Source organism: Streptomyces sp. NPDC020875, assembly GCF_040641415.1.
Taxonomy (GTDB): domain Bacteria; phylum Actinomycetota; class Actinomycetes; order Streptomycetales; family Streptomycetaceae; genus Streptomyces.
Genome location: NZ_JBFADP010000075.1, coordinates 1 through 19,823 on the forward strand (window position 1 = coordinate 1; position 19,823 = coordinate 19,823).

Here is a 19,823-nt window from a genome sequence, read left to right on the forward strand (position 1 = left end):
CCTTTCGGCGTTTCCGACTCTATCAGATCCTTTCGGGCCTGATTCCCGGTCGAAACTCGGGTTTTGTCTTTCCGGCCGCTCGGGCCGTTCCGACGTTTCAAACTCTAGCGGGTTTTCCCGGCGACTCATAATCGAGTCTTCGCAACATATTTCGGCACGCCGAAATAGATCCCGGTCGGGAGGTCGTACAGAGTTTGGGTGCCGCTTCCGCGGCGAGAGTGGCTGTCGAAGAACCGTTCCGGTCCGTGACAACTTGAGGAACCTTACGAGTGGATGAAGGGCGTGTCAACTTCCCACGGCCCCGACGCGCCAAACACCTGGGATCCGGCCGGATCCCGTATCGAATCAGTCCAGATCGGTCAGTCGGCCACCGGCGTCCGGCTGGGTGTGCTCCACCCGGCGCAGTACCCGGATCAGGAGATCGCCGAGGACTCCGCGCTCCTCGCCGGACAGGTCCTGAAGGATGTCCTCCTCGAAGGCGCTGGCCATCCGCATGGCCTCCAGCCACTTGGCGCGGCCCTCGTCCGTCAGCTCCACGATGACCCGGACCCGGTTGTTCTCGTCGCGGTCGCGGGTGACGAGGCCCTCGCCCGCCATCCGGTCGATGCGGTGCGTCATGGCGGCCGGGGTGAGGCCGAGGCGCTTCGCCAGCTCGCCGGGGCCCAGCCGATAGGGGCTGCCCGCGAGGACCAGGCTCTTGAGGACCTCCCACTCGGCGTTGCTGATGCCGAGGGCGGCGACCTGGCGGCCGTACGCGACGTTCATCCGGCGGTTCAGCCGGCCGAGGGCCGAGACGACCTGTTCGACCTGGGGATCGAGCTCTCCGTACTCCCGCTGGTAGGCGGCGATCTGCTCGTCGAGGGTCGGCTCCTGGATCGCGGAGGCGCTGTCCTGACCGGTCACGGCTCGGCCCTCGGGGGTCGCGGTAGGCATACGCCGCAGTATGGCACGCCTCTCATTCGCCTTGAAGTCCTTGGACATGTACTCTTAAGCCTCTAACTTTACTATTGAAGTCTTCAGGCTTCAGCCCTTCAGAGCTTTCAAGGCAGGTGAGTGTGACCAGGGAGATGGGCGCGGCGATGCGCCGGATCCAGGCGGGTAGCGCGCTGAGCGCGTTCGGACTCGGCTTCACGGTTCCGTTTCTGTACATCTATGTGGCGTACACACGGGATCTCGGGACGACCGCCGGTGGCTTGGTCATCGGTGTCTTCGCCCTGGCCGCCCTGATCGCTCTGCCGTTCGTCGGCCGGGTCATCGACCGGCGCGGGCCCAAGCCCGTGGTGGTGGGTGCCTCGGTGCTGGCGTCGCTGGGCGCGCTGGCGTTCGGGATGTCCACGAACACCGTGACCGTGATGCTGTCGGCGGCGCTGCTCGGCGCCGGTACGGCGGTGGCGCAGCCCGCCCTGGCGACGATGATCGTCTGGGCCACGGACGCCCGCGGCCGGACCCGGGCCTTCGCCTTCCAGTTCTTTCTGCAGAACGTCGGACTGGGTATCGGTGGCCTGATCGGCGGACTGATCGTCGACAAGAGCCGCCCGAGCACCTTCACCCTGCTCTTCGGTATCGAGTCCGTGATGTTCCTGGTGCTGGCCGCGATCATCCTCTCCGTCCGGCTGACCCGGCCCGCGCCCACGCCCGGGGCGGTGGACCAGGGCGGCGAGCCCGCCGGTCTCCGGGTCCTGCTGCGGGACAAGGCGATGGTGAAGCTGCTGGTGCTGGGCTTCATCCTGTTCTTCGCGGTGTACGGACAGTTCGAGTCGGGTCTGTCGGCGTACGGGACGGAGGCGGCCGGGATCGAGCCGTCGATGTTCGGTACGGCGCTGGCCGCGAACACCGCCGTGATCGGTATCGCGCAGTTCGTGATCCTGAAGTACGTGGACCGCTACAAGCGGACCCGGGTGATCGCCGCGGTCGGGCTGATCTGGGCCGTGGCCTGGGCCATCGCGGGGTACGCGGGTCTGGGCGCGACGAGCCAGGCGATGGCGACGGCCGCGTTCATCTCGACGTACGCGCTCTTCGGTCTCGGTGAGGCGATGCTGGCACCGACCGTGGCGCCGCTGGTGGTGGATCTGGCCCCGGAGTCGATGGTCGGCCAGTACAACTCGGCGTTCGCCCTGGTCAAGCAGTTGGCGCTGGCGCTGGGTCCGGCGATCGGCGGACCGATGGGGGCGGCGCTGCATGCCCCGTACATCGTTACTTTCGTCCTGTTCTCGCTGGCGATCACGGTGCTGGCGGCGCGGCTGGGCCGGATGCTCACCCCCGTACAGAACCAGCCTTCGCTGGCGGCCCCGCCCTCGCGGGTGGTGGCGCGGTACGAGCCGCCGGTGGAGAAGGTGGGGACCGCGGCCTGACGGGCGCGGTCACCCCGGGCGGGGGACGGGTGCGACGGGCGCCGGGAGGGCGAACTCGCACCAGACCGCCTTTCCGCCGCCCGGGGTGCGGCGGCTGCCCCAGTTGGAGGCGATGGCCGCGATGATCGAGATCCCGCGGCCCGTCTCGTCCTCCGATTCTGCGCGTCGGCGGCGCGGCAGGTGATCGTCGCCGTCGGTGACCTCGATGATCAGCCGGCGGTCGGTGCGGCGGAGCCGCAGCCGCATGGGCGGGGTGCCGTGCTGGAGGGAGTTCGCGACCAGCTCGCTGGTGGCGAGGACGCCGAGGTCGTGGAGTTCCGGGGAGAACCGCCAGGAGACGAGCACCCCGGAGGCGAAGGCGCGGGCGCGCGGGGCGGCCTCCACACCGCCGAGGAGGTCGAGGGCGGCGTTGTGGAACAGCTCCGCCGCCGTACCGCTGCGGGCCGGGTGCTGGACGACGAGGACGGCGACGTCGTCGTCGTGGTCGGCGGTGATGCCCATGGCGCGGAGCAGGCGGTCGCAGACGACCTGCGGGGTGCCGGTGGCGCCGGACATGGCGCGTTCGAGGGCGGCGACGCCCTCGTCGATGTCCCGGTCGCGGCGTTCGACGAGGCCGTCCGTATAGAGGACGGCGCCGGAGCCGGGCGGCAGGGCGATCGTGCCGGAGGAGTAGAACCAGCCGCCGGTGCCGAGGGGCGGTCCGGTGGGGTTGTCGGCCCGGTCGACGGTGCCGTTCTCGTGCCGGACGAGGACGGGGAGATGGCCCGCGGAGGCGTAGACCAGCCGTTCCTCGTTGGGGTCGTGGACGGCGTAGAGGCAGGTCGCGATCTGGCTGGCGTCGATCTCGGAGGCGAGGCCGTCGAGGAGCTGGAGCACTTCGTGCGGCGGCAGGTCGAGCCGGGCGTAGGCCCGGACGGCGGTCCGCAGCTGGCCCATGACGGCGGCGGCCCGGACGCCCCGGCCCATGACGTCGCCGATGACGAGGGCGGTCCGGCCGCCGCCGAGGGTGATCACGTCGTACCAGTCGCCGCCGACGGCCGCGTCCTCGCCGCCGGGCTGGTAGGTGGCGGCGACCTTGAGGTCGTCGGGCTGCTCCAGCTTCTGCGGCAGCAGGGACCGCTGGAGGGTGACGGCGGTCTCGCGCTGTCGCCGCTCGCTGGCGCGGAGCCGTTCGGCCGCCTCGGCGTGGTCGGTGACGTCGGCCGCGAAGACGACCACTCCGCCGACCCCGTCGGCGCCACCGGCGCCCGGGGCCGGTTCGGTGTCCCCGGCGGGGTGGCCGACGGGGATGCAGGTGACCGTGTACGAGCCGCCGTCGGGGGCCTTGCGGGATTTGACCGTACGGGGCCGTCCGCTTCTGAGCACCTGGTCGATGAGGGGCGGCAGGCCGAGGTCGGTCAGCTCGGGGCAGACGTCCTCGGCGGTGCCGCCGAGGGGGCGGGGGCCGAAGGCCGCGGTGTAGGCGTCGTTGACATAGGCGACGCGCTGTTCCGGGCCGTGGAGCAGGACGACGAGGCCGGGGAGACTACCGATGATCTCCCGGGCGGGGAAGTCCTCCAGGGCGGGGGTCCGCCCGGGGGCGGGATCGCCGGGGCGGCCGGGCGGCGGGCCGTCGGTGTGGCGGGCGGCGGGGACGGAGCCCTCGCCGGCCGGGTTGCCGGTGCCCCGGGCTCCCTCCGCCGCTTCGTCCTGTCCGGCCTGTTCCGGCGTATCCGTATCCGTCGCGTCGGTCGTTCTGCTCTCGCCGCGGCGGGGCTGGCGAGGGGTGGGAGAGATTCCGCGGTCGGTCCTGCGCGCCGCGGCGCGGCGCTGCGTACCAGGGAGCCGTGCGCTCCATCGCGTGAAGTTCACTGACTTTCTAGCCTCAAAGATCGTCGCCGAGGGTCACGAGGGTCACTCTGTGCAGATGTGAGCCCACCTATGGTCACACGTCCAGTGTGACCGTGCGGACTGACAGCCGATGTCGGCCGGGTGTCCATGGGGTCGTCGGGCGGTGTCGGATGCGGGGCCCGGTGTTTTCCGGGGGCTCCGGATGCATTTCGGGTGTTTTCCGGGTGGCGGGGCGCTTCGGGCGTACGCCCGGCGTACGGAACGGGCTCGTACGGGTGTCCGGGGGCCGGAAACGTGTTCCGCGACCGGGCTCACGGCTTTCCGGGGGCCGGGGGTGCTCCGCCGCGGTCGCCGGGGCCGTTCTCCGGGGGCCGGGCGGCGTGCTCGAACTCGGCCCGGGGGTGCTCCAGCGACCCGAGGGAGACGATCTCCCGTTTGAAGAGCCCGGCGAGGGTCCACTCGGCGAGGATGCGGGCCTTCCGGTTGAAGGTCGGCATCCGGCTGAGGTGGTAGACGCGGTGCATCAGCCAGGCGGGGTAGCCCTTGAGCTTGCGGCCGTAGACATGGGCGACTCCTTTGTGGAGGCCGAGTGAGGCGACGGAGCCCGCGTTCTTGTGGGCGTACTCCTTGAGCGGGCGGTCGTGCAGCGCCGCGGCGATATTGGCGGCGAGGACCTCGGCCTGGCGGACGGCGTGCTGGGCGTTGGGGGCGCAGACCGCGCCGGGTTCGTCGGATGTGACGTCGGGGACGGCGGCGGCGTCCCCGGCCGACCAGGCGTGTTCGGTGCCGTCGATCCGGAGTTCGGCCGTACAGCGCAGCCGCCCCCGGTCGGTGGTGGGCAGGTCGGTGGCGGCGAGGACGGGGGCGGGTTTGACGCCCGCCGTCCAGACGATCGTCCGGGCCGGGAAGCGGCTGCCGTCGCTGAGGACGGCGACCCGGTTCCGGCAGGAGTCGAGCCGGGTCTCCAGGCGTACGTCGATATTGCGGCGGCGCAGCTCGCGGACGGCGTAGCGGCCCATTTCGGCGCCGACCTCGGGGAGGATGCGGTCGCTGGCCTCGACGAGCACCCATTTCAGGTCGTCCGGCTTGATGTTGTGGTAGTAGCGGACGGCGTAGCGGGCCATGTCCTCCAGCTCGCCCAGGGCCTCGACGCCCGCATAGCCGCCGCCGACGAAGACGAAGGTCAGGGCGGCGGAGCGGATCGCGGGGTCGCGGGTGGAGGAGGCGATGTCGAGCTGTTCGATGACATGGTTGCGCAGGCCGATGGCCTCCTCGACGGTCTTGAAGCCGATGCCGTAGTCGGCGAGGCCGGGGACCGGGAGGGTGCGGGAGATCGATCCCGGGGCGATCACCAGGTGGTCGTACGGGATCTCCACCGCGCCGGTGCCCTCCTCGGCGGAGGCGAGGGTGTCGACGGTCGCCGTGCGCTTGGCGTGGGTGACGGCGGTGACCTCGCCGATGAGGATCGAACACCGGTTCAGGACCCGGCGCAGGGGGACGACGACATGGCGGGGCGAGATGGAGCCCGCGGCGGCTTCGGGGAGGAACGGCTGATACGTCATATAGGGGTCCTGGGTGACCACCAGGATCTCGGTCTCGCCCCTGGCCAGCTCGGATCTGAGCTTCTTCTGAAGGTGCAGCGCCGTGTACATCCCGACATAACCGCCGCCGGCGACGAGAACGCGCCTGCCGCGCGCCGGGCCGGTGAAGCGGTTCTTCGGCGGGGTGCCGGGGGTCTCGCCCCGGGAGTTTGCAGCCGTCACCATCCCATGAGGCAACGGGTCCCGTCGTTTGTCCACAGGCCCGGCAAATTGTGTGACCGGAGGTCCGGGACGGCGGGGCGGCGGGCGAATCGCGGGTGCCGGGGAAGGTGCCCAGGTCAGAAGCGGCGGACGGGGTGGTGCGAGGGGGCGCAAACGGGAAGCTTCAGGTCCTTGCTCCGATCGGGGGTCGCTCTGTGCGGAACTACCCCCTTCTGAATTGACCCGGGCTCAACTATGTTCGTACCTCGTCGGGGTACGGGGACTCGGTACGCCGGCTGACCAAGGTGGGGAGGTCTCCGGGGGGAGACACAGACCGGGGGAACACGTATGACCATTCAGGATTCGCACTGGCAGGCCGCCGTCTCACCGACCACTGAGGGGCATGGCGTTCCGGGAGCGCATCTGGGTACCGACGGCAATGGCCGGACGGTACCGGGCGGGGCCGGTCGTTCGGCGCCGCTCCGCGTGGACGCGCAGCGGAATCTCGAGCATGTGCTCAGGGCCGCGCGGGAAGTCTTCGGCGAACTCGGATACGGGGCGCCGATGGAAGATGTGGCGCGACGCGCCAGGGTCGGTGTCGGGACGGTTTACCGGCGCTTTCCCAGTAAGGACGTACTGGTCCGGCGAATAGCCGAGGAGGAGACCTCCCGGCTGACCGAGCAGGCGCGGACGGCGCTGGGGCAGGAGGAGGAGCCGTGGTCGGCCCTCTCCCGGTTCCTGCGGACGTCGGTCGCGTCGGGCGCGGGGCGGCTGTTGCCGCCGCAGGTGCTGCGGGTCCGGGTGGACCCGTCCGACGACGCGGGCGTCTCCGCGGGCGCGGGTGGCACCGGCGTCGACGGAGCCGTCACGGACGGTCGTGACCACACCCGGGTACCGCATCAGCGCGCGGTCGCCGGGGGTCCGGCGGACGGCGGTGGTATCGGTGCGCCCGGGGTTTCCGGTGGCATCGGTGCGGGCGAGGTACGGGTCGTGGAGCAGCGGTCAGCCGCTTCCGGTCCCGCCGCGTCCGGTTACGCCGGGTACGGCGCGGACGACACCGCGACGGCCGATCTGCTGGAAGTCGTAGGCCAGTTGGTCAACCGGGCGCGGGAGGCGGGTGAGCTGCGCGGGGATGTGACCGTCGCGGACGTCCTGCTGGTGATCGCGACGGCGGCGCCCGCACTGCCGGATCCGGCGCAGCATGCGGCGGCTTCGGCCCGGTTGCTCGACATTCTGCTGGAGGGCCTGCGGCCCCGGTGACGGGCCGGTTCGTTCGCCCCGTACATCCCGTACATCTCGCGCGACTTGTGCGACGTGTGCGTCTCGTCGGTCGATGAGGCGGCGTCGCGGCCGGTGCCACCGGTCGCGACGCGGGCGGTGGCCGGCTAGCGGGCGGTGCGTGGGTGCGGGGCGGGCGCGGGCTTCGGTGAGGGGTGAGGTGGTTGAGGGGGTGGTGGAGGGCGCACGGCGCCGTACGGGCCTAAATGGTTGAGCCATACACTAAATATCGGGGGGCTAAGGGCTGTCCCGTAGTCCCCGGTGGACAGCGCACGGCGTCAGATGCGGTGCATCGCAAGGCGGAGGAGTGCTCGCATACTGGATGTATTCGGGCACTCCGACAACGCGGCGAGGTGCCGTAGCTGTCGTCGTGCGCCCACCGGGGACTACGGGACAGCCCTTAGCGCACGGTTTCGACAGAACTCCCCGGATGAGTGGTTGGCTCGGACTGGGGTCCGTAGGCGTCGATGCCGTATGGCACGCTGGCCCGGTGTTCGAGGCTGAGCGTGCTGACGGGAGCGTCCGCGATGAACGAGGGCTTCCTCGATGAGCGGTGACGGGCGGGACGAAGCCCCCGGCGCCGCGGACGACGCGGAGGGCGGCGACACGATGCCCCCTCGGCAGGTACCCGGGCGGTTTCCCGGGCAGAGCGCCGGTCGGGGACACGGACAGGAGCCTTCCGGACAGCTGCCGGGACATCCGCGGGGGCAGGTACCCGGACAGGCGTCCGGTGAGCCGTGGTCCGGCCCGGCCAGGCCCGGCGCTTCCGGGCATTCCGTACCCGCGCAGGGCACGAGTGGTGTCCGGGCCGACGACGCGGAGGATCCGGGCTGGGCGGGCACCGTTCCGGGGGCGGCAGGCGTCCCGGGAGCCACTCGTACGGGTGGTTCCGGAGCGGGGTCGGGTGGTGAGAGCCACGCGGTGCCGCCGCAGCGCGAAGGCGGGGCGCGCGATTCCGTACTGCCGCCGCCCCGGGAGACGCAGCCGTCCGATGCCGAACTGATCGCCCGGATGCGGGGCGGCGACGACGGCGCGTACGAGGAACTGTTCCGGCGGCACTCCGACGCCGTCCGCCGCTACGCCCGGACCTGCTGCCGCGACTCGCACACCGCGGACGATCTGACGGGCGAGGTGTTCGCCCGGACCCTGCAGGCCGTGCGGTCCGGTGCCGGGCCCGAATACGCCGTACGGGCCTATCTGATGACCACGGTCCGGCGGGTGGCCGCGAACTGGATCCAGAGCGCCAAGCGGGAACAGCTCGTCGAGGACTTCGCGCTCTTCGCGGCGGAGGCGGCGCGGAGCGCGGAGGCACCCGCCGCCGAGACCACCGAACTGGGCGCGGACGTCCGGGCCATGCACGAGGCCGAACGGTCGCTCGCGCTCCAGGCGTTCCGGTCGCTGCCGGAGCGCTGGCAGGCCGTGCTCTGGCACACCACCGTCGAGGAGGAGTCGCCGAGCGATGTGGCGCCCCTGTTCGGGCTGACCGCCAACGCGACGGCCGTCCTGGCCAGCCGGGCGCGTGAGGGGCTCAAGCAGGCGTACCTCCAGGCGCATGTCAGCACGGCGCTGACCTCCGGCGGGGACTGCGCCCGCCATGCCGACCGGCTCGGCGCCTACGCCCGCGGCGGGCTGCGGATGCGGGCGGAACGCGGGCTGCGGAAGCATCTGGAGGAGTGCGCCAGGTGCCGGCTCGCGGTGGGCGAGCTGAAGCATGTCAACGCCGGGATCCCGGCGTTGCTGCCGATCGCCGTCATCGGCTGGTTCGCCGCGGGCTACTCCCTCAAGGCGGCGGGTGTCGTCGCCGGGGGCGCGGTGGGAGCCGCCGGGGCGGGTGCCGCGGCCGCGGCGACCGGGACCGGGGCCGGTGCCGCTGGAGGAGCGGGCGCGGCCGGAGCGGCCGGTGGGGCGGGAGGTGCCGGAGGTGCCGCCGGGGGCGCGGCGGCCTCCGAAGGGCTCGGCGCGCCCGCCAAGGCCGGTATCGGGGCGGCCCTCGCGGTCGCCGCGGCGGCGGGCCTGGTGTGGGCCTTCTCGGGGGACTCGAAGCCCGCGAAGCCCGAGGCCAAACCGACGGTCGCCCGGTCCGTGGCACCCGTACCGCCGGATCCCAAGCCGCCGAGGCCGACGCCTCCGCCGGTCGTACCGAAGCCGAAGCCGCCCGCGCCCGAGCCGGTGGTGCGGCCCGCGCCGAAGCCGCCCGCGCCCAAGCCCCGGCCGCCGAGGGCGACACCGGCACCGAAGCCGTCGCCCAAGCCGGTCGTGCCCAAGCCGAAGCCCTCACCGAAGCCGAAGCCCCGGCCCAAGCCCACACCCAAGCCGAAGCCGCCGGCCGCGCCGCGCGAGTACCAGGTGAACCGGCTCCAGTACAGCGTCTTCGGCGACGGCACCGGGCCGGAAGTGCGGGTCGGTGAGAGCAGCTGGCTCTGGCAGCGGTGGGGGCTGCGGATCGGCGGGGAGCGGTACGCGCACGGGGTGACCGTGCGGGCCAGGTCCTCCGTCACGATCGACCTCAACCGGGAGTGCACGTCCTACACGGCGAAGGCGGGCGTCGACGATCTGACGCTGGGCCGGGGGGCGATGCGGTTCTCCGTCTACGCGGACGGGGCGCTGCTGTGGAGCTCGGACGAACTCCGGCGCTCCGACCCGGCGGTCGGGGTACAGGTGTCCCTGGCGGGCCGGAAGACCCTGCGGCTGGTGGTGGAACCGCGGGCGCAACGGGACTCGATGGCGCTGGGGAGCTGGGCGGACTCGAAGGTGCGGTGCCGGTGAATTGAGGGGGGGCGTCTTCGGCAGCGGGGGGATCCCCTGCACCTCCGCTCTCCGGGGCGCCGCCCCGGACTACCCGGGCCGCGCCGGGCGGGCTGATGTCGTGCGCGGTCTGCGGCCCGCCTGTGGCTTGTCGCGCAGTTCCGCCCCCTATGCCTTCGGCAATGGGGGGACCCCCAGCGCCTTGGCCCTCCCGGGCACCGCCGAAAGACTCGGGCCCGCCCGGCCACCTCAGGTTGTTCGCGGTCCGCACCACCACCGTGGCTTGTCGCGCAGTTCCCCGCGCCCCTAAAAGCACTCCCCGGCACCGCCCTTGTGAGAAGAGCACCCTCCGGGACGGGGATAGTGCCACCGTCGAAAGCGGTTCGGGCGCAGGCCCGCGGTGGCTGGGCGCGCAGTTCCCCGCGCGCCTAAATACTCTCCATCGCACCGCCTTTGCGAGAAGCACCCGCCGAGACCGGTTCGGGCGCAGGCCCGCTGTGGCTGGGTGCGCAGTTCCGCGCCCTAGAAGCGCTTCCCCCGTGGCGGGTGGGGGCGGGGGGTGACCAGGCCCGTGTTGAAGGCGAGGATCACCAGGTGGACGCGGTCGCGGGCCGGGAGTTTGGTCAGGAGGCGGCCGACGTGGGCCTTGGCCGTCGCCGGGGTGATGAAGAGTTCCGTCGCGATCTCGGCGTTCGACAGGCCGTGGGCGACCAGTGTCAGGACCTCGCGTTCGCGGTCCGTGATGCCGTTGATCGTGGCCGGGGGTGCCGGGGTTCCGGGGCGGGTCGGGGGGCCGGCCGCGAAGTCCTCGATCAGACGGCGCGTCACGCTCGGTGCGATCAGGGCGTCGCCCGCCGCGACCACCCGGATCGCGGCCAGGATGTCGTCCATGTCCATGTCCTTGACGAGGAAGCCGCTGGCGCCCGAGCGCAGCGCGCCGTAGACGTACTCGTCGTCGTCGAAGGTGGTCAGTACGAGAACCCGGGTGTCCGGTGTGCCCCGGGTGGCGTCGGTGATCAGCCGGGTCGCGTCGATGCCGTTCATGCCCGGCATCCGGATGTCCATGACCACGACATCGGGGCGGAGTTCGGCGGTGAGCCGGACGGCATCGTCGCCGGTACCGGCCTCGCCGACGATCCGCAGGTCGGGGTGGTCGGCGGCGAGGACCCGGAGACCGGCGCGGACCAGTGGCTGATCGTCGACGAGCAGGACGCGTACAGGGTCGGGCGCGTTCATCCGCGCACCTCCAGGGCCGTCGGGGCCGTCGGGACGGGCAGGGTGGCCGCGACCCGGAAGCCGCCGCCTTCGCGGGGGCCCGCGGTGAGGCTGCCGTGGAGGAGGGCGGCCCGCTCCCGCATACCGGTGATGCCGTAGCCGGTGCCGTAACCCGGGCCCGTACTGATACCCGTACCGGTTCCGGTTCCGGCGGGTCCCCGGCCCCGGTCGGTGATCTCGACGGCGAGTTCGCCGGGCCGGTAGTCGAGCACGACCCGGCAGTGGTCGGTGTCCGCGTGGCGCACCACGTTGGTGATCCCCTCCTGGATGATCCGGAAGGCGGCGAGTTCGACGTCCGGCGGCAGTTCGCGGCGGTCGCCGTGCCGGTCGATCCTGACCCGGACGCCGCCGTCGAGGCCGGCCGCCGCCAGCGCGTCGACGTCGGCGAGGCCGGGCGCGGCGGTCAGCGGTACGCCCTCGGGGTCGGCCCGGCGCAGGGCGCCCAGCATCCGGCGGAGCCCGGCGAGGGTGTCGCGGCTGGTGGTCTCGATGACGGCGAGTGCGTTACGGGCCTCGTCCGGCTGGGTCTCGATGACCCGGCGGCCCGTACCGGCCTGGATGGCGATGATGCCGATGCTGTGGGCGACCATGTCGTGGAGTTCGCGGGCGATCCGCAGCCGTTCGGCGGTGACCGCGGCGACCGCCGCCTGCGCCCGTACGGTCTCGATGTGTTCCCGGCGCTGGCCCACCATCCGGCCGGTGGTCCAGGCGAGGGCGAGCAGCAGGCCGAGGAGGAGCACATTGGAGGCGACGACCTCACCGCCGGTCCCCTGCCGGAGGGCGACGGCGGCGGTCTGGACGGCGAGGGTGACGGCCGCGGCGGCGACCGAGACGGCGCGCGGCCGGTTGGCCGCCGCCCAGCCGACGGCGATATCGGTCAGCAGCGCCTGGAGGTAGCCGAACTCGGATACGGCGCCCGCCGACGGGACGACGGCCGGGGCACCGTGGGCGGGGAAGACCGCGTGCGCGGTACGGGTACCGGCCGCCGCCGTCGCGGCGTACGCCCCGGCCAGCATCAGCCCGAGGACGACCTCCGGGCGGCGCCGCAGCAGGGGGACCACGAGCAGGGTGAGGAGGAGGGGCGGCAGCAGCCGTCTGCCGGTCGGTTCGGGCTCGCCGACGGCATAGGCGTACAGCAGTACGGGGTACGCCAGGGCGGCCGTCCAGCTCGCGACCGTCACCGCCGTGGACCAGGGGTGGCGTACGGCCGGACCCGGGGCCGCCGACGGGGCGGGAGCCGGGTCCGGGGGTGGCGGGGAGGTCATGCCCCGGATCATAGGAACGGTCCGGCGGCGGGTCATCGGGCGCCGGGCGTACGCCCACGGGCTACCGTCGCCGCCCCCGGTTGTGGCCCGGGGGCCGATGCCCGGCGGGCCGCCGTCGCGGGAGCGTTGCGGCGTGATCGAAGTCAATGAACTCACCAAGCGGTACGGGAAGAAGACCGCCGTCGACGGACTGAGCTTCACGGTCCGGCCGGGGCGGGTCACCGGGTTCCTCGGCCCCAACGGCGCCGGGAAGTCCACGACTCTGCGGCTCGTCCTCGGTCTGAACGAGCCCACCTCCGGGTCCGTCACCGTCGGCGGACGGCCGTTCCGGTCCAGGCCGCGCGGGCTGCGGTACGCGGGCGGACTGCTCGACGCGCACGACGTCCACGGGGGCCGCAGCGCGCGGGCCCACCTCGCGGCGCTGGCGTACGGCAACGGGCTGCCGCCGCGCCGGGTCGGCGAGGTCCTGGCGGAAGTCGGTCTGGAGCGGGCGGCCCGCCGCCGGGTCGGCGGTTTCTCCCTCGGGATGAAGCAGCGGCTGGGGATCGCCGCCGCGCTCCTCGGAGATCCCCCGGTCCTCCTCTTCGACGAACCGCTGAACGGGCTGGACCCGGACGGGGTGCTGTGGGTGCGGAGCCTGTTCCGGCGGCTCGCGGACGAGGGCCGTACGGTCCTGGTCTCCTCCCATCTGATGCGGGAGATGGAGCAGACCGCCGACGAGCTGGTCGTCATCGGGCGGGGGCGGCTGATCGCGGCGGAGGGGCTGGCGGAGTTCGCGGCGCGCGGGCGGCGGCGGGGCGTCGTGGTCCGTACCGATGATGTGACCGGGCTGACGGCCGCCGTCACCGCCGGGGGCGGGGAGATCGTCCACGAGGGGGGCGGGCGGTGCGCGGTGACCGGGATGGACGCGGGGCGGATCGCGGCGGCGGCGCTGGGCGCCGGTGTGCTGCTCTCCGAGCTGACCCCCGTATCGGCGTCACTGGAGGAGGCGTTCATGGAGATCACCGCTTCGAGCGTCGAGTACGGGGCGGGAGGCGGGCGATGAGCGCCGTACGGGAGCCCGCGGCGGAGGCGGCACAACAGGTGCCGGACAACGAGGCCGAGGCGGCACAAGAGGTGCCGCGGAACGGGGCGGAGGCGGGACGGGGTTACGTCTCCCGGGTCGGCGGCCGGGTCCGGTTCCGGGATCTGCTGCGCGCCGAATGGGTCAAGTACTGGTCCCTGCGTTCGACGTACGCGGTCCTCGGCGTCGGGGCGGCCGTCGCCGTGGGCATCAACGTCAACTCGGCCCGGTCCAATGAGGAGCTGCTCTCCCGGCCGAACACACCGGCGCCCGGCTTGCCGGAGCGGCCGGTGGACAAGCAGTTCCTGTTCGATCCGCTGTCGACGGCGTTCACCTCCCCGGCCTGGCAGATCCTGATGGTCGTGGCGGCGGGTCTGGGCGCGATGGCGCTCACCGGGGAGCACGGCAGCGGGCTGATCCGTACGACCTTCGCGGCGGTGCCCGCGCGGCGGGCGGTGGCGGCGGCGAAGGGCGCGGTCGTGGTGGCCGTGACCTCGGTACTGGGCGCGGTGGTCGCGGGGGTGTCGTTCGGGGTGACGCAGGCGGTGCTGCGTGAGCACGGGGGGCTGTCGATCACGGATCCAGGCGCGTTCCGGGCCGTGGCGGCGTCGGCGCTGCTGATCCCGGTATGTGCCCTGATCGGGCTGGCGACGGGGGCGCTGGTACGGCATTCGGCGGGGAGCGTGGGCGCGGTCGTGGGGCTGCTGGTGCTGGCGCCGGGCCTCTTCAACGGGGAGACGTACCGCTGGGTGAGGGAGATCGGCAATGTGATGCCGGTCAACGCCTGGCAGAAGCTGATCCAGAACCCGGAACGGCATTACGGCACGCCGAAGTACCCGGTGACGGAGACGGAGGCGTGGGTGGCGCTCGGCGCCTGGGCGCTGGTGGCGGCCGTACTGGTGCTGTGGGTGGTGGAGCGGCGGGACGTGTAGCTCCGGCGGGGCGGGCCGGTGGGACGGGGCCGGTGGGCGTCCGGTCAGGAACGGAGGGACTGCCTCCGGGGGACTCCCGTGGAGACCGCCCGCGCCCTCGGGGCCGCCGAACCGGTCCAGCAGGTGCCCCGGCGGGAGAGCAGCCTGCGGAGCCACAGTTCGGTGGAGACCAGATCGGCCAGGCCGTCCAGCTGGGTCGGTTCGCCGTCGGCCGCCGCGCGGAGCGCCTTGCGGACCACCCGGGCCTCGATCAGGCCCGCGTCGGCGAGGAGGGGGGCGTCGAAGAGGGCGATCAGGGTGGGGAGCGCGGCCCGCAGCCCCCGGTGGGCGGTGGCGGCGGGCGGGGCGAGGGGCGGGGTGCCCCAGCCGTCGGGCAGATCGTGTACCCCGGCGCCCGCGAGCACCGTACGGAGGATGTCGGCCCGCGCCCCGGGCCGTACCCGCAGGGCCTCGGGCAGATCGCGGCAGGCGCGGACGACCTGGTTGTCGAGGAAGGGGGCGTGCAGCCGCTGGCTCCGTACCTCCGCGGCCTGTTCGAGGATCCGCTGGTCGAAGGCGTGCCGGGCGAGGGCGGCCCGGGCCCTGGCCTCGCCGGGGCGCTGGACGGTGACGGGCCGGGTGGCGATCCCGGTGAGGCGTACGGCGACCTCCGCGAGGGCCTCGCCGGTGAGCCAGCGGGCGGCCGGTCCCGGCCGGGACCAGGTGAGGGCGGCCAGGGACGCGTCGAGGGGGCCGAATCCGGGGGCCCGTTCGCCCCGGTTGGCGGCGAGCAGGACGTCGGCGGCGGTTTCGAGGCCGGCCCGGTACGGCGTACGGGCGAGGCGGCGCGCGGCCCGGTAGACGGTGAGGGGGACCATCAGCGACTGCGGCGACGGGCCTTCGGCGCGGGCCAGTGCGGTCACGGGGCGCAGCAGATGGCGTCGTCTTCGGTCGATGAGGAGGTCGGCGAGGCGGGCGGGGTGCGCGTCAAGTACTTGTCGGGCGCCCGTGCCGGTGATGTGGTCGGCGCTGCCGGAGGCGAGCCGGACGCGGTGGCGTTCGGCGGTGACCAGGCAGGGGGCCGGTTCGTCGGTGAGGGGTCCGTTGTCGAGCTGGGCGTACGGCAGCCCTTCGGGGCCGGCGGCGACCACGACATGGTGCAGCCGGGGGTCGGCGGCGATGGCCCGGGCGCGTTCGAGTTCGGGTTCGAGGCCGGGCTCGGTGAGGTCGTTGAAGGTGGTGGCGAGGAGGCGTTCACCGGCGGCGGTCGCGCCGTGGCCGGTGATGGTGCCGGGGCGGCCGGGGAGTCCGGCCGCGAGCAGGGCGAGGGTGGCGGAGGCGCTGCCTCCGGAGAGGTCGGCGCCGATGCCGGGGGCGGGCGCGCCGCGCCGGGCGCGCCGGTCGGCGGGGCCCATGCCGGGGACGGGCCCGGGGTCGGGGGGCGCCGTCTCGGGGGCGTGGCGGGGGGCGGTGAGCCGGGCCCGTACGGCGTCGACGAGTGCGTCCCGGACCCCGTCGACGGCCTGGTCGGCGGCCATTTGGGGGCCGGAGACGGCGAGCGAGGCGACGGGTTCGTAGCCGGTGATCTCGCGGGAGCCCTCGCGGAGGATCAGGGCGTGGCCGGGCGGGATGCGTTTGACCCCGTCGTACGGGGTGGCGTCGCGGAGCGCCTCGGGGGTCTCGGGGCAGGCCAGGAGGGCGGCGAGATAGCCGATGTCGAGCTGGGCCTCGATCAGGTCGGCGAGGGGGAGGGCGGCGGTGGCGTAGGCGGTGCCGTCGGCCCAGGGGGTGTGGAAGACGGGCCGGGCGCCCGCGAGATCGCCGATGACGGTGATCCGGCGGCCGGCCCGGACGACGACGGTGTAGCTGCCGGGCCAGGCGGTGAGATGGCGCAGCGCGCCGCCGCGCGCGGAGAGGAGTCCGGCCCTGAGTTCGGCGTCGGTGGCGGCACAGCAGCCGAGGACGGCCATCTGGGTGAAGTCGTCGGCGGAGACGACGCGTACCTCGTCGGGGCGCCAGTCGCCGACGGCCCACAGGGGATCGGGGTCGCCCCAGAGCAGTTGGGAGCCGACGGGGTGGACCGTACGGCCCTCGTCGGCGGCGCCGACGGCTCCGGCCGTTCCGAAGTTCGCGGCGATACTGCTCCAGCCCACCAACCACCGCATCGCCGACTTCGCCTCCACAGGCTGTGGACAACCGGGCCGGGGCCCGGGCCGTTCGGGAACATGCTGCCACGAAGGAGACGCGGGGGACCGGCGGCGGGTCGCACGCGCAAAAAGTGAAAGCGCCGCCGCCCGACCTGTTTTGGTGGTCCGTCACGGGCGCGGGGAAATATCACGCCACTCGCAAATGGGGAGGAAAACCGCGAGAAGGACAGTCGATTTTCGGCCATTCTCATCAAATCTCCGGACCCCCGGAACGGGTACGGAGAGCTGCCGGACCGGTGGCGGTCAGTCCACTTCCGGGCCGTTCTCCACAGGTTCTCCACCGGCGCACGCCCGCGCGCGGCGGTCTCGCACCCGTCCCGGAGGACGGTTCGCGCGGGGTCGCGCGGGGGTCGTACCGGGTCCGGGGGCCGCTCGGCGGCGGCCCGGACTCCCCCGGCCGACGGACACGGGGCGTGCTCCGGGTCGCTTCCGGACCTGCGGTTCATGGTGCCGGGCGGCTGCCGGACGGCGGACACCGGGGTCCCCGAGGCGGTCGGCCGGGCCCGCCGGGCGGGGCCTCGGAGGGGCCGCGAAAGGGCGTCCGAGGGGTGCCGGGAGGCCGTCGATTCGGCGCGTACGGCCCTCCGCGCCCGGATACGACAGTCCGGGAGGCGCCATACGCCTCCCGGACCGTCCGCCGCCCGCGGGGATTGAAGGCGGCGGTGTCCCCCAGCCCGCTGGTTCCAGTACGCAGCGGGCCGACCCACGCGACTCTCATGGAAACCCGGGGCGGAAGACCGGGCCAGAGCGCACGGGCGGGCGCACGGCCACACACCCGGAGCACACCCGGGACCGGTCCGGCCGGGGCCCGGCCGGGCGCCCCGGGGTCCCGGGATCCGCCCCGGCCACCGGGGACGACGGGGGCACGGCGGGGCACCGTGCACCGCGGACGCGACCCCGGCCGGGCGCGGACGGGGGTACGGCGGGGTGCGCGCCGTGCGACCGCGGGCGTCCGGGCCCGCCGCCGCGCCGGCCGACCGGGTCCCGGGGCCGGGCCCCCGACCGGGGCGGGAGCGGGGCGCGGGGCGCCGGGCCCGCGTACGGGCGGACCACCACGGCTCAGGACGGGCGGCGAGCCGAGGTTGGGCCGGGGGGCGGCGGACGACGGATGCGGGGTGGACGGATGGCGGACGCACAGCGGTCCGGTGGCGGGTCCGCGCCACCCGTGGCGCGTTACCGTGCGTCCCCGGCACGCCCGGCGGGGTTCGCTCACACGCACAACAATCTCGCCATCCGGAACACCGCCCCTTAACGGTCGGGATGCGGCGAACTACGCTGGGTTTTACTGATGTTCTGAACCGATGGGCATATTCCGGAGGGCTCGGCCAGACGGTTTTGCAGCCGGGGCCGGGGCGCGGTGGCAGCCGCGCGCCGGGTCGGCCTTCGGGGTGGGGTGTCGGTACGAAAGCCGGGCGCGGGGCAGCGTCGCGGCGGCCGTCGGTGTGTCGAGGGGTGGGGCGCATGTCCAGGGAGCAACGCGGGCCGAACGAAAAGCTCGGGACGGTTCTCGCCCTCGCGGGAATCAGCAACGCGGGGCTCGCCAGGAGGGTCAACGACCTCGGAGCGCAACGGGGCCTGACGCTCCGTTACGACAAGACGTCGGTGGCACGGTGGGTCTCCAAGGGCATGGTCCCGCAGGGCGCGGCACCGCATCTGATCGCCGCCGCCATCGGCGCCAAACTCGGCCGTCCCGTACCGCTGCACGAGATCGGGCTCGCCGACGCCGATCCGGCGCCCGAGGTCGGCCTGGCCTTCCCCCGCGACGTCCAGCAGGCGGTGAAGTCCGCCACCGATCTGTACCGGCTCGACCTGGCCGGACGGCGGGCCGGCAGTGGGGGGATCTGGCAGTCCCTGGCCGGATCCTTCTCCGTCAGCGCCTACGCCACCCCGGCGTCACGGTGGCTGATAACCCCTGCCGACCCGTCCGTGGAGCGCCCGCCGCCGCCCTGCGCGACGCCCGGGGCCATGGGGTTCCCCGAGGACGAAGAAGCCGGTGGGGGCGGCGGGGCCGAGCGTTCCACGGGCGGTCCGGCGCGCACCACGGCGCACGCGCCCGCGCATTCCGGTCCGGGCGCCGACCCGTCGTCTTCGGCCACCCCGGGAGCCGGATCACCGGGCGCGGGCGGCCCCCGTCAGCATGATTCCGGCCAGCCCGCCGGTGACGATCCCCGGGTGGGCCACAGCGATGTCGCCAAGCTGCGCGAGGCCGCCGAGGACGCCCGCCGCTGGGACTCCAAATACGGTGGCGGCGACTGGCGTTCCTCGATGGTCCCCGAGTGCCTGCGGGTCGACGCCGCGCCTCTGCTGCTGGGCTCGTACTCCGACGAGGTCGGCCGGGCCCTCTTCGGCGCGACCGCCGAACTGACCCGGCTGGCCGGGTGGATGGCCTTCGACACCGGCCAGCAGGAGGCCGCCCAGCGCTACTACATCCAGGCGCTGCGGCTGGCCCGGGCGGCGGCCGACGTACCGCTGGGCGGCTACGTACTGGCATCGATGTCGCTCCAGTCCATCTACCGGGGCTTCGCCGACGAGGGCGTCGATCTCGCCCAGGCCGCGCTGGAGCGGAACCGGGGGCTCGCGACGGCGCGCACCATGAGCTTCTTCCGGCTCGTGGAGGCGCGGGCGCACGCCAAGGCGAACGACGCGGCGGCGGCGGGCGCGGCCCTGAAGGCCGCCGAGAGCTGGCTGGAACGGTCCCGCGACGGCGACCCCGACCCCTCCTGGCTGGGCTTCTATACCTATGACCGGTTCGCGGCGGACGCCGCCGAGGCGTACCGCGACCTCCGGCTCCCCCGGCAGGTGCGGCGGTTCACCGAGAAGGCGCTCTCCCAGCCGACGGACGAGTTCGTCCGGTCGCACGGGCTGCGGCTGGTGGTCGGCGCCTTCGCCGAGCTGGAGTCGGGCAATCTGGACGCGGCCTGCGCGGCGGGCGTCCGGGCGGTGGAGGTCGCGGGCCGGATCTCCTCCGTACGGACCACGGAGTACGTCCGGGACCTGCTGCACAAGCTGGAGCCGTACGGGGACGAGCCCCGGGTGGCGGAGCTACGGGAGAGGGCCCGGCCGCTGCTGATGGCACCGGCGTAGGGCGCACCGGACGCACGCGTCCGCCGGTCCTCCGGCCACCGGTCCTCCGGTCCTGCGGTCCGTGCGAGACCA

General features: G+C 73.5%; 12 protein-coding genes. 6 read left to right on the forward strand and 6 right to left on the reverse strand.

The genetic code is table 11. The annotated features are described in order from the left end of the window. Positions 1-345 precede the first annotated feature (345 nt). Positions 346-933: a MarR family transcriptional regulator gene (locus AB0G74_RS30970; RefSeq protein WP_361153010.1), complete on the reverse strand. Its 588-nt coding sequence runs from the start codon at positions 931-933 to the stop codon at positions 346-348. 146 nt (positions 934-1,079) lie between these two features. On the opposite strand from AB0G74_RS30970, the gene AB0G74_RS30975 reads away from it, so the two are divergent. Then, on the forward strand, positions 1,080-2,351 hold the full coding sequence (locus AB0G74_RS30975) for an MFS transporter (protein ID WP_361153062.1): 1,272 nt from the start codon (positions 1,080-1,082) through the stop codon (positions 2,349-2,351). Between the two features lie 9 nt (positions 2,352-2,360). Here the strand turns inward: AB0G74_RS30975 and AB0G74_RS30980 are convergent, their stop codons facing one another. Continuing rightward, a complete protein-coding gene (locus AB0G74_RS30980) occupies positions 2,361-4,202 on the reverse strand; it encodes an ATP-binding SpoIIE family protein phosphatase (RefSeq protein ID WP_361153013.1) in 1,842 nt (613 codons plus the stop codon). A gap of 290 nt (positions 4,203-4,492) precedes the next feature. Then, positions 4,493-5,947 carry an NAD(P)/FAD-dependent oxidoreductase gene (locus AB0G74_RS30985; protein ID WP_361153016.1) on the reverse strand — a complete coding sequence of 485 codons (1,455 nt, stop codon included), beginning with the start codon at positions 5,945-5,947 and terminating at the stop codon, positions 4,493-4,495. A 324-nt stretch (positions 5,948-6,271) separates the two neighbouring features. On the opposite strand from AB0G74_RS30985, the gene AB0G74_RS30990 reads away from it, so the two are divergent. Then, entirely contained in the window at positions 6,272-7,183 is a 912-nt protein-coding gene (locus AB0G74_RS30990) for a helix-turn-helix domain-containing protein (RefSeq protein WP_361153018.1), read from the forward strand. A 939-nt stretch (positions 7,184-8,122) separates the two neighbouring features. After that, complete coding sequence (locus AB0G74_RS30995; protein WP_361153021.1) at positions 8,123-9,967, forward strand: sigma-70 family RNA polymerase sigma factor; 1,845 nt, start codon at positions 8,123-8,125, stop codon at positions 9,965-9,967. 501 nt (positions 9,968-10,468) lie between these two features. Here the strand turns inward: AB0G74_RS30995 and AB0G74_RS31000 are convergent. Together AB0G74_RS31000 and AB0G74_RS31005 are read right to left on the reverse strand one after the other, a co-directional pair. Next, positions 10,469-11,182: a response regulator transcription factor gene (locus tag AB0G74_RS31000; protein ID WP_361153024.1), complete on the reverse strand. Its 714-nt coding sequence runs from the start codon at positions 11,180-11,182 to the stop codon at positions 10,469-10,471. After that, on the reverse strand, positions 11,179-12,486 hold the full coding sequence (locus tag AB0G74_RS31005; RefSeq protein WP_361153027.1) for a histidine kinase: 1,308 nt from the start codon (positions 12,484-12,486) through the stop codon (positions 11,179-11,181). Before AB0G74_RS31005 ends, AB0G74_RS31000 begins: the two co-directional genes overlap by 4 nt. A 133-nt stretch (positions 12,487-12,619) precedes the next feature. On the opposite strand from AB0G74_RS31005, the gene AB0G74_RS31010 reads away from it, so the two are divergent. Beyond that, positions 12,620-13,531: an ATP-binding cassette domain-containing protein gene (locus AB0G74_RS31010; RefSeq protein WP_361153029.1), complete on the forward strand. Its 912-nt coding sequence runs from the start codon at positions 12,620-12,622 to the stop codon at positions 13,529-13,531. Further along, the gene (locus AB0G74_RS31015; protein ID WP_361153032.1) at positions 13,528-14,481 is read left to right on the forward strand and encodes an ABC transporter permease; all 954 of its coding nucleotides are present in this window, start codon (positions 13,528-13,530) and stop codon (positions 14,479-14,481) included. The genes AB0G74_RS31010 and AB0G74_RS31015 overlap by 4 nt, the downstream gene beginning before the upstream one ends. 44 nt (positions 14,482-14,525) lie before the next feature. Here the strand turns inward: AB0G74_RS31015 and AB0G74_RS31020 are convergent, their stop codons facing one another. After that, a complete protein-coding gene (locus tag AB0G74_RS31020; RefSeq protein WP_361153035.1) occupies positions 14,526-16,625 on the reverse strand; it encodes an asparagine synthase-related protein in 2,100 nt (699 codons plus the stop codon). Positions 16,626-18,128: 1,503 nt separating this feature from the next. Here AB0G74_RS31020 and AB0G74_RS31025 point away from each other — a divergent pair. Further along, positions 18,129-19,751, forward strand: a complete 1,623-nt coding sequence (locus tag AB0G74_RS31025; protein WP_361153038.1) for a sporulation protein — start codon at positions 18,129-18,131, stop codon at positions 19,749-19,751. The last annotated feature ends 72 nt before the right edge of the window (positions 19,752-19,823 follow it).

What these genes read in the sequence shown, in the direction of transcription:
- AB0G74_RS30990 (WP_361153018.1), top strand. Translation starts at nt 6,272, where the DNA reads ATGACCATTCAGGATTCGCACTGGCAGGCCGCCGTCTCACCGACCACT.
- AB0G74_RS30970 (WP_361153010.1), bottom strand. Translation starts at nt 933, where the DNA reads ATGCCTACCGCGACCCCCGAGGGCCGAGCCGTGACCGGTCAGGACAGC.
- AB0G74_RS30985 (WP_361153016.1), bottom strand. Translation starts at nt 5,947, where the DNA reads ATGGTGACGGCTGCAAACTCCCGGGGCGAGACCCCCGGCACCCCGCCG.
- AB0G74_RS31020 (WP_361153035.1), bottom strand. Translation starts at nt 16,625, where the DNA reads ATGCGGTGGTTGGTGGGCTGGAGCAGTATCGCCGCGAACTTCGGAACG.
- AB0G74_RS30975 (WP_361153062.1), top strand. Translation starts at nt 1,080, where the DNA reads ATGCGCCGGATCCAGGCGGGTAGCGCGCTGAGCGCGTTCGGACTCGGC.
- AB0G74_RS31000 (WP_361153024.1), bottom strand. Translation starts at nt 11,182, where the DNA reads ATGAACGCGCCCGACCCTGTACGCGTCCTGCTCGTCGACGATCAGCCA.
- AB0G74_RS31005 (WP_361153027.1), bottom strand. Translation starts at nt 12,486, where the DNA reads ATGACCTCCCCGCCACCCCCGGACCCGGCTCCCGCCCCGTCGGCGGCC.
- AB0G74_RS31015 (WP_361153032.1), top strand. Translation starts at nt 13,528, where the DNA reads ATGAGCGCCGTACGGGAGCCCGCGGCGGAGGCGGCACAACAGGTGCCG.
- AB0G74_RS31025 (WP_361153038.1), top strand. Translation starts at nt 18,129, where the DNA reads ATGTCCAGGGAGCAACGCGGGCCGAACGAAAAGCTCGGGACGGTTCTC.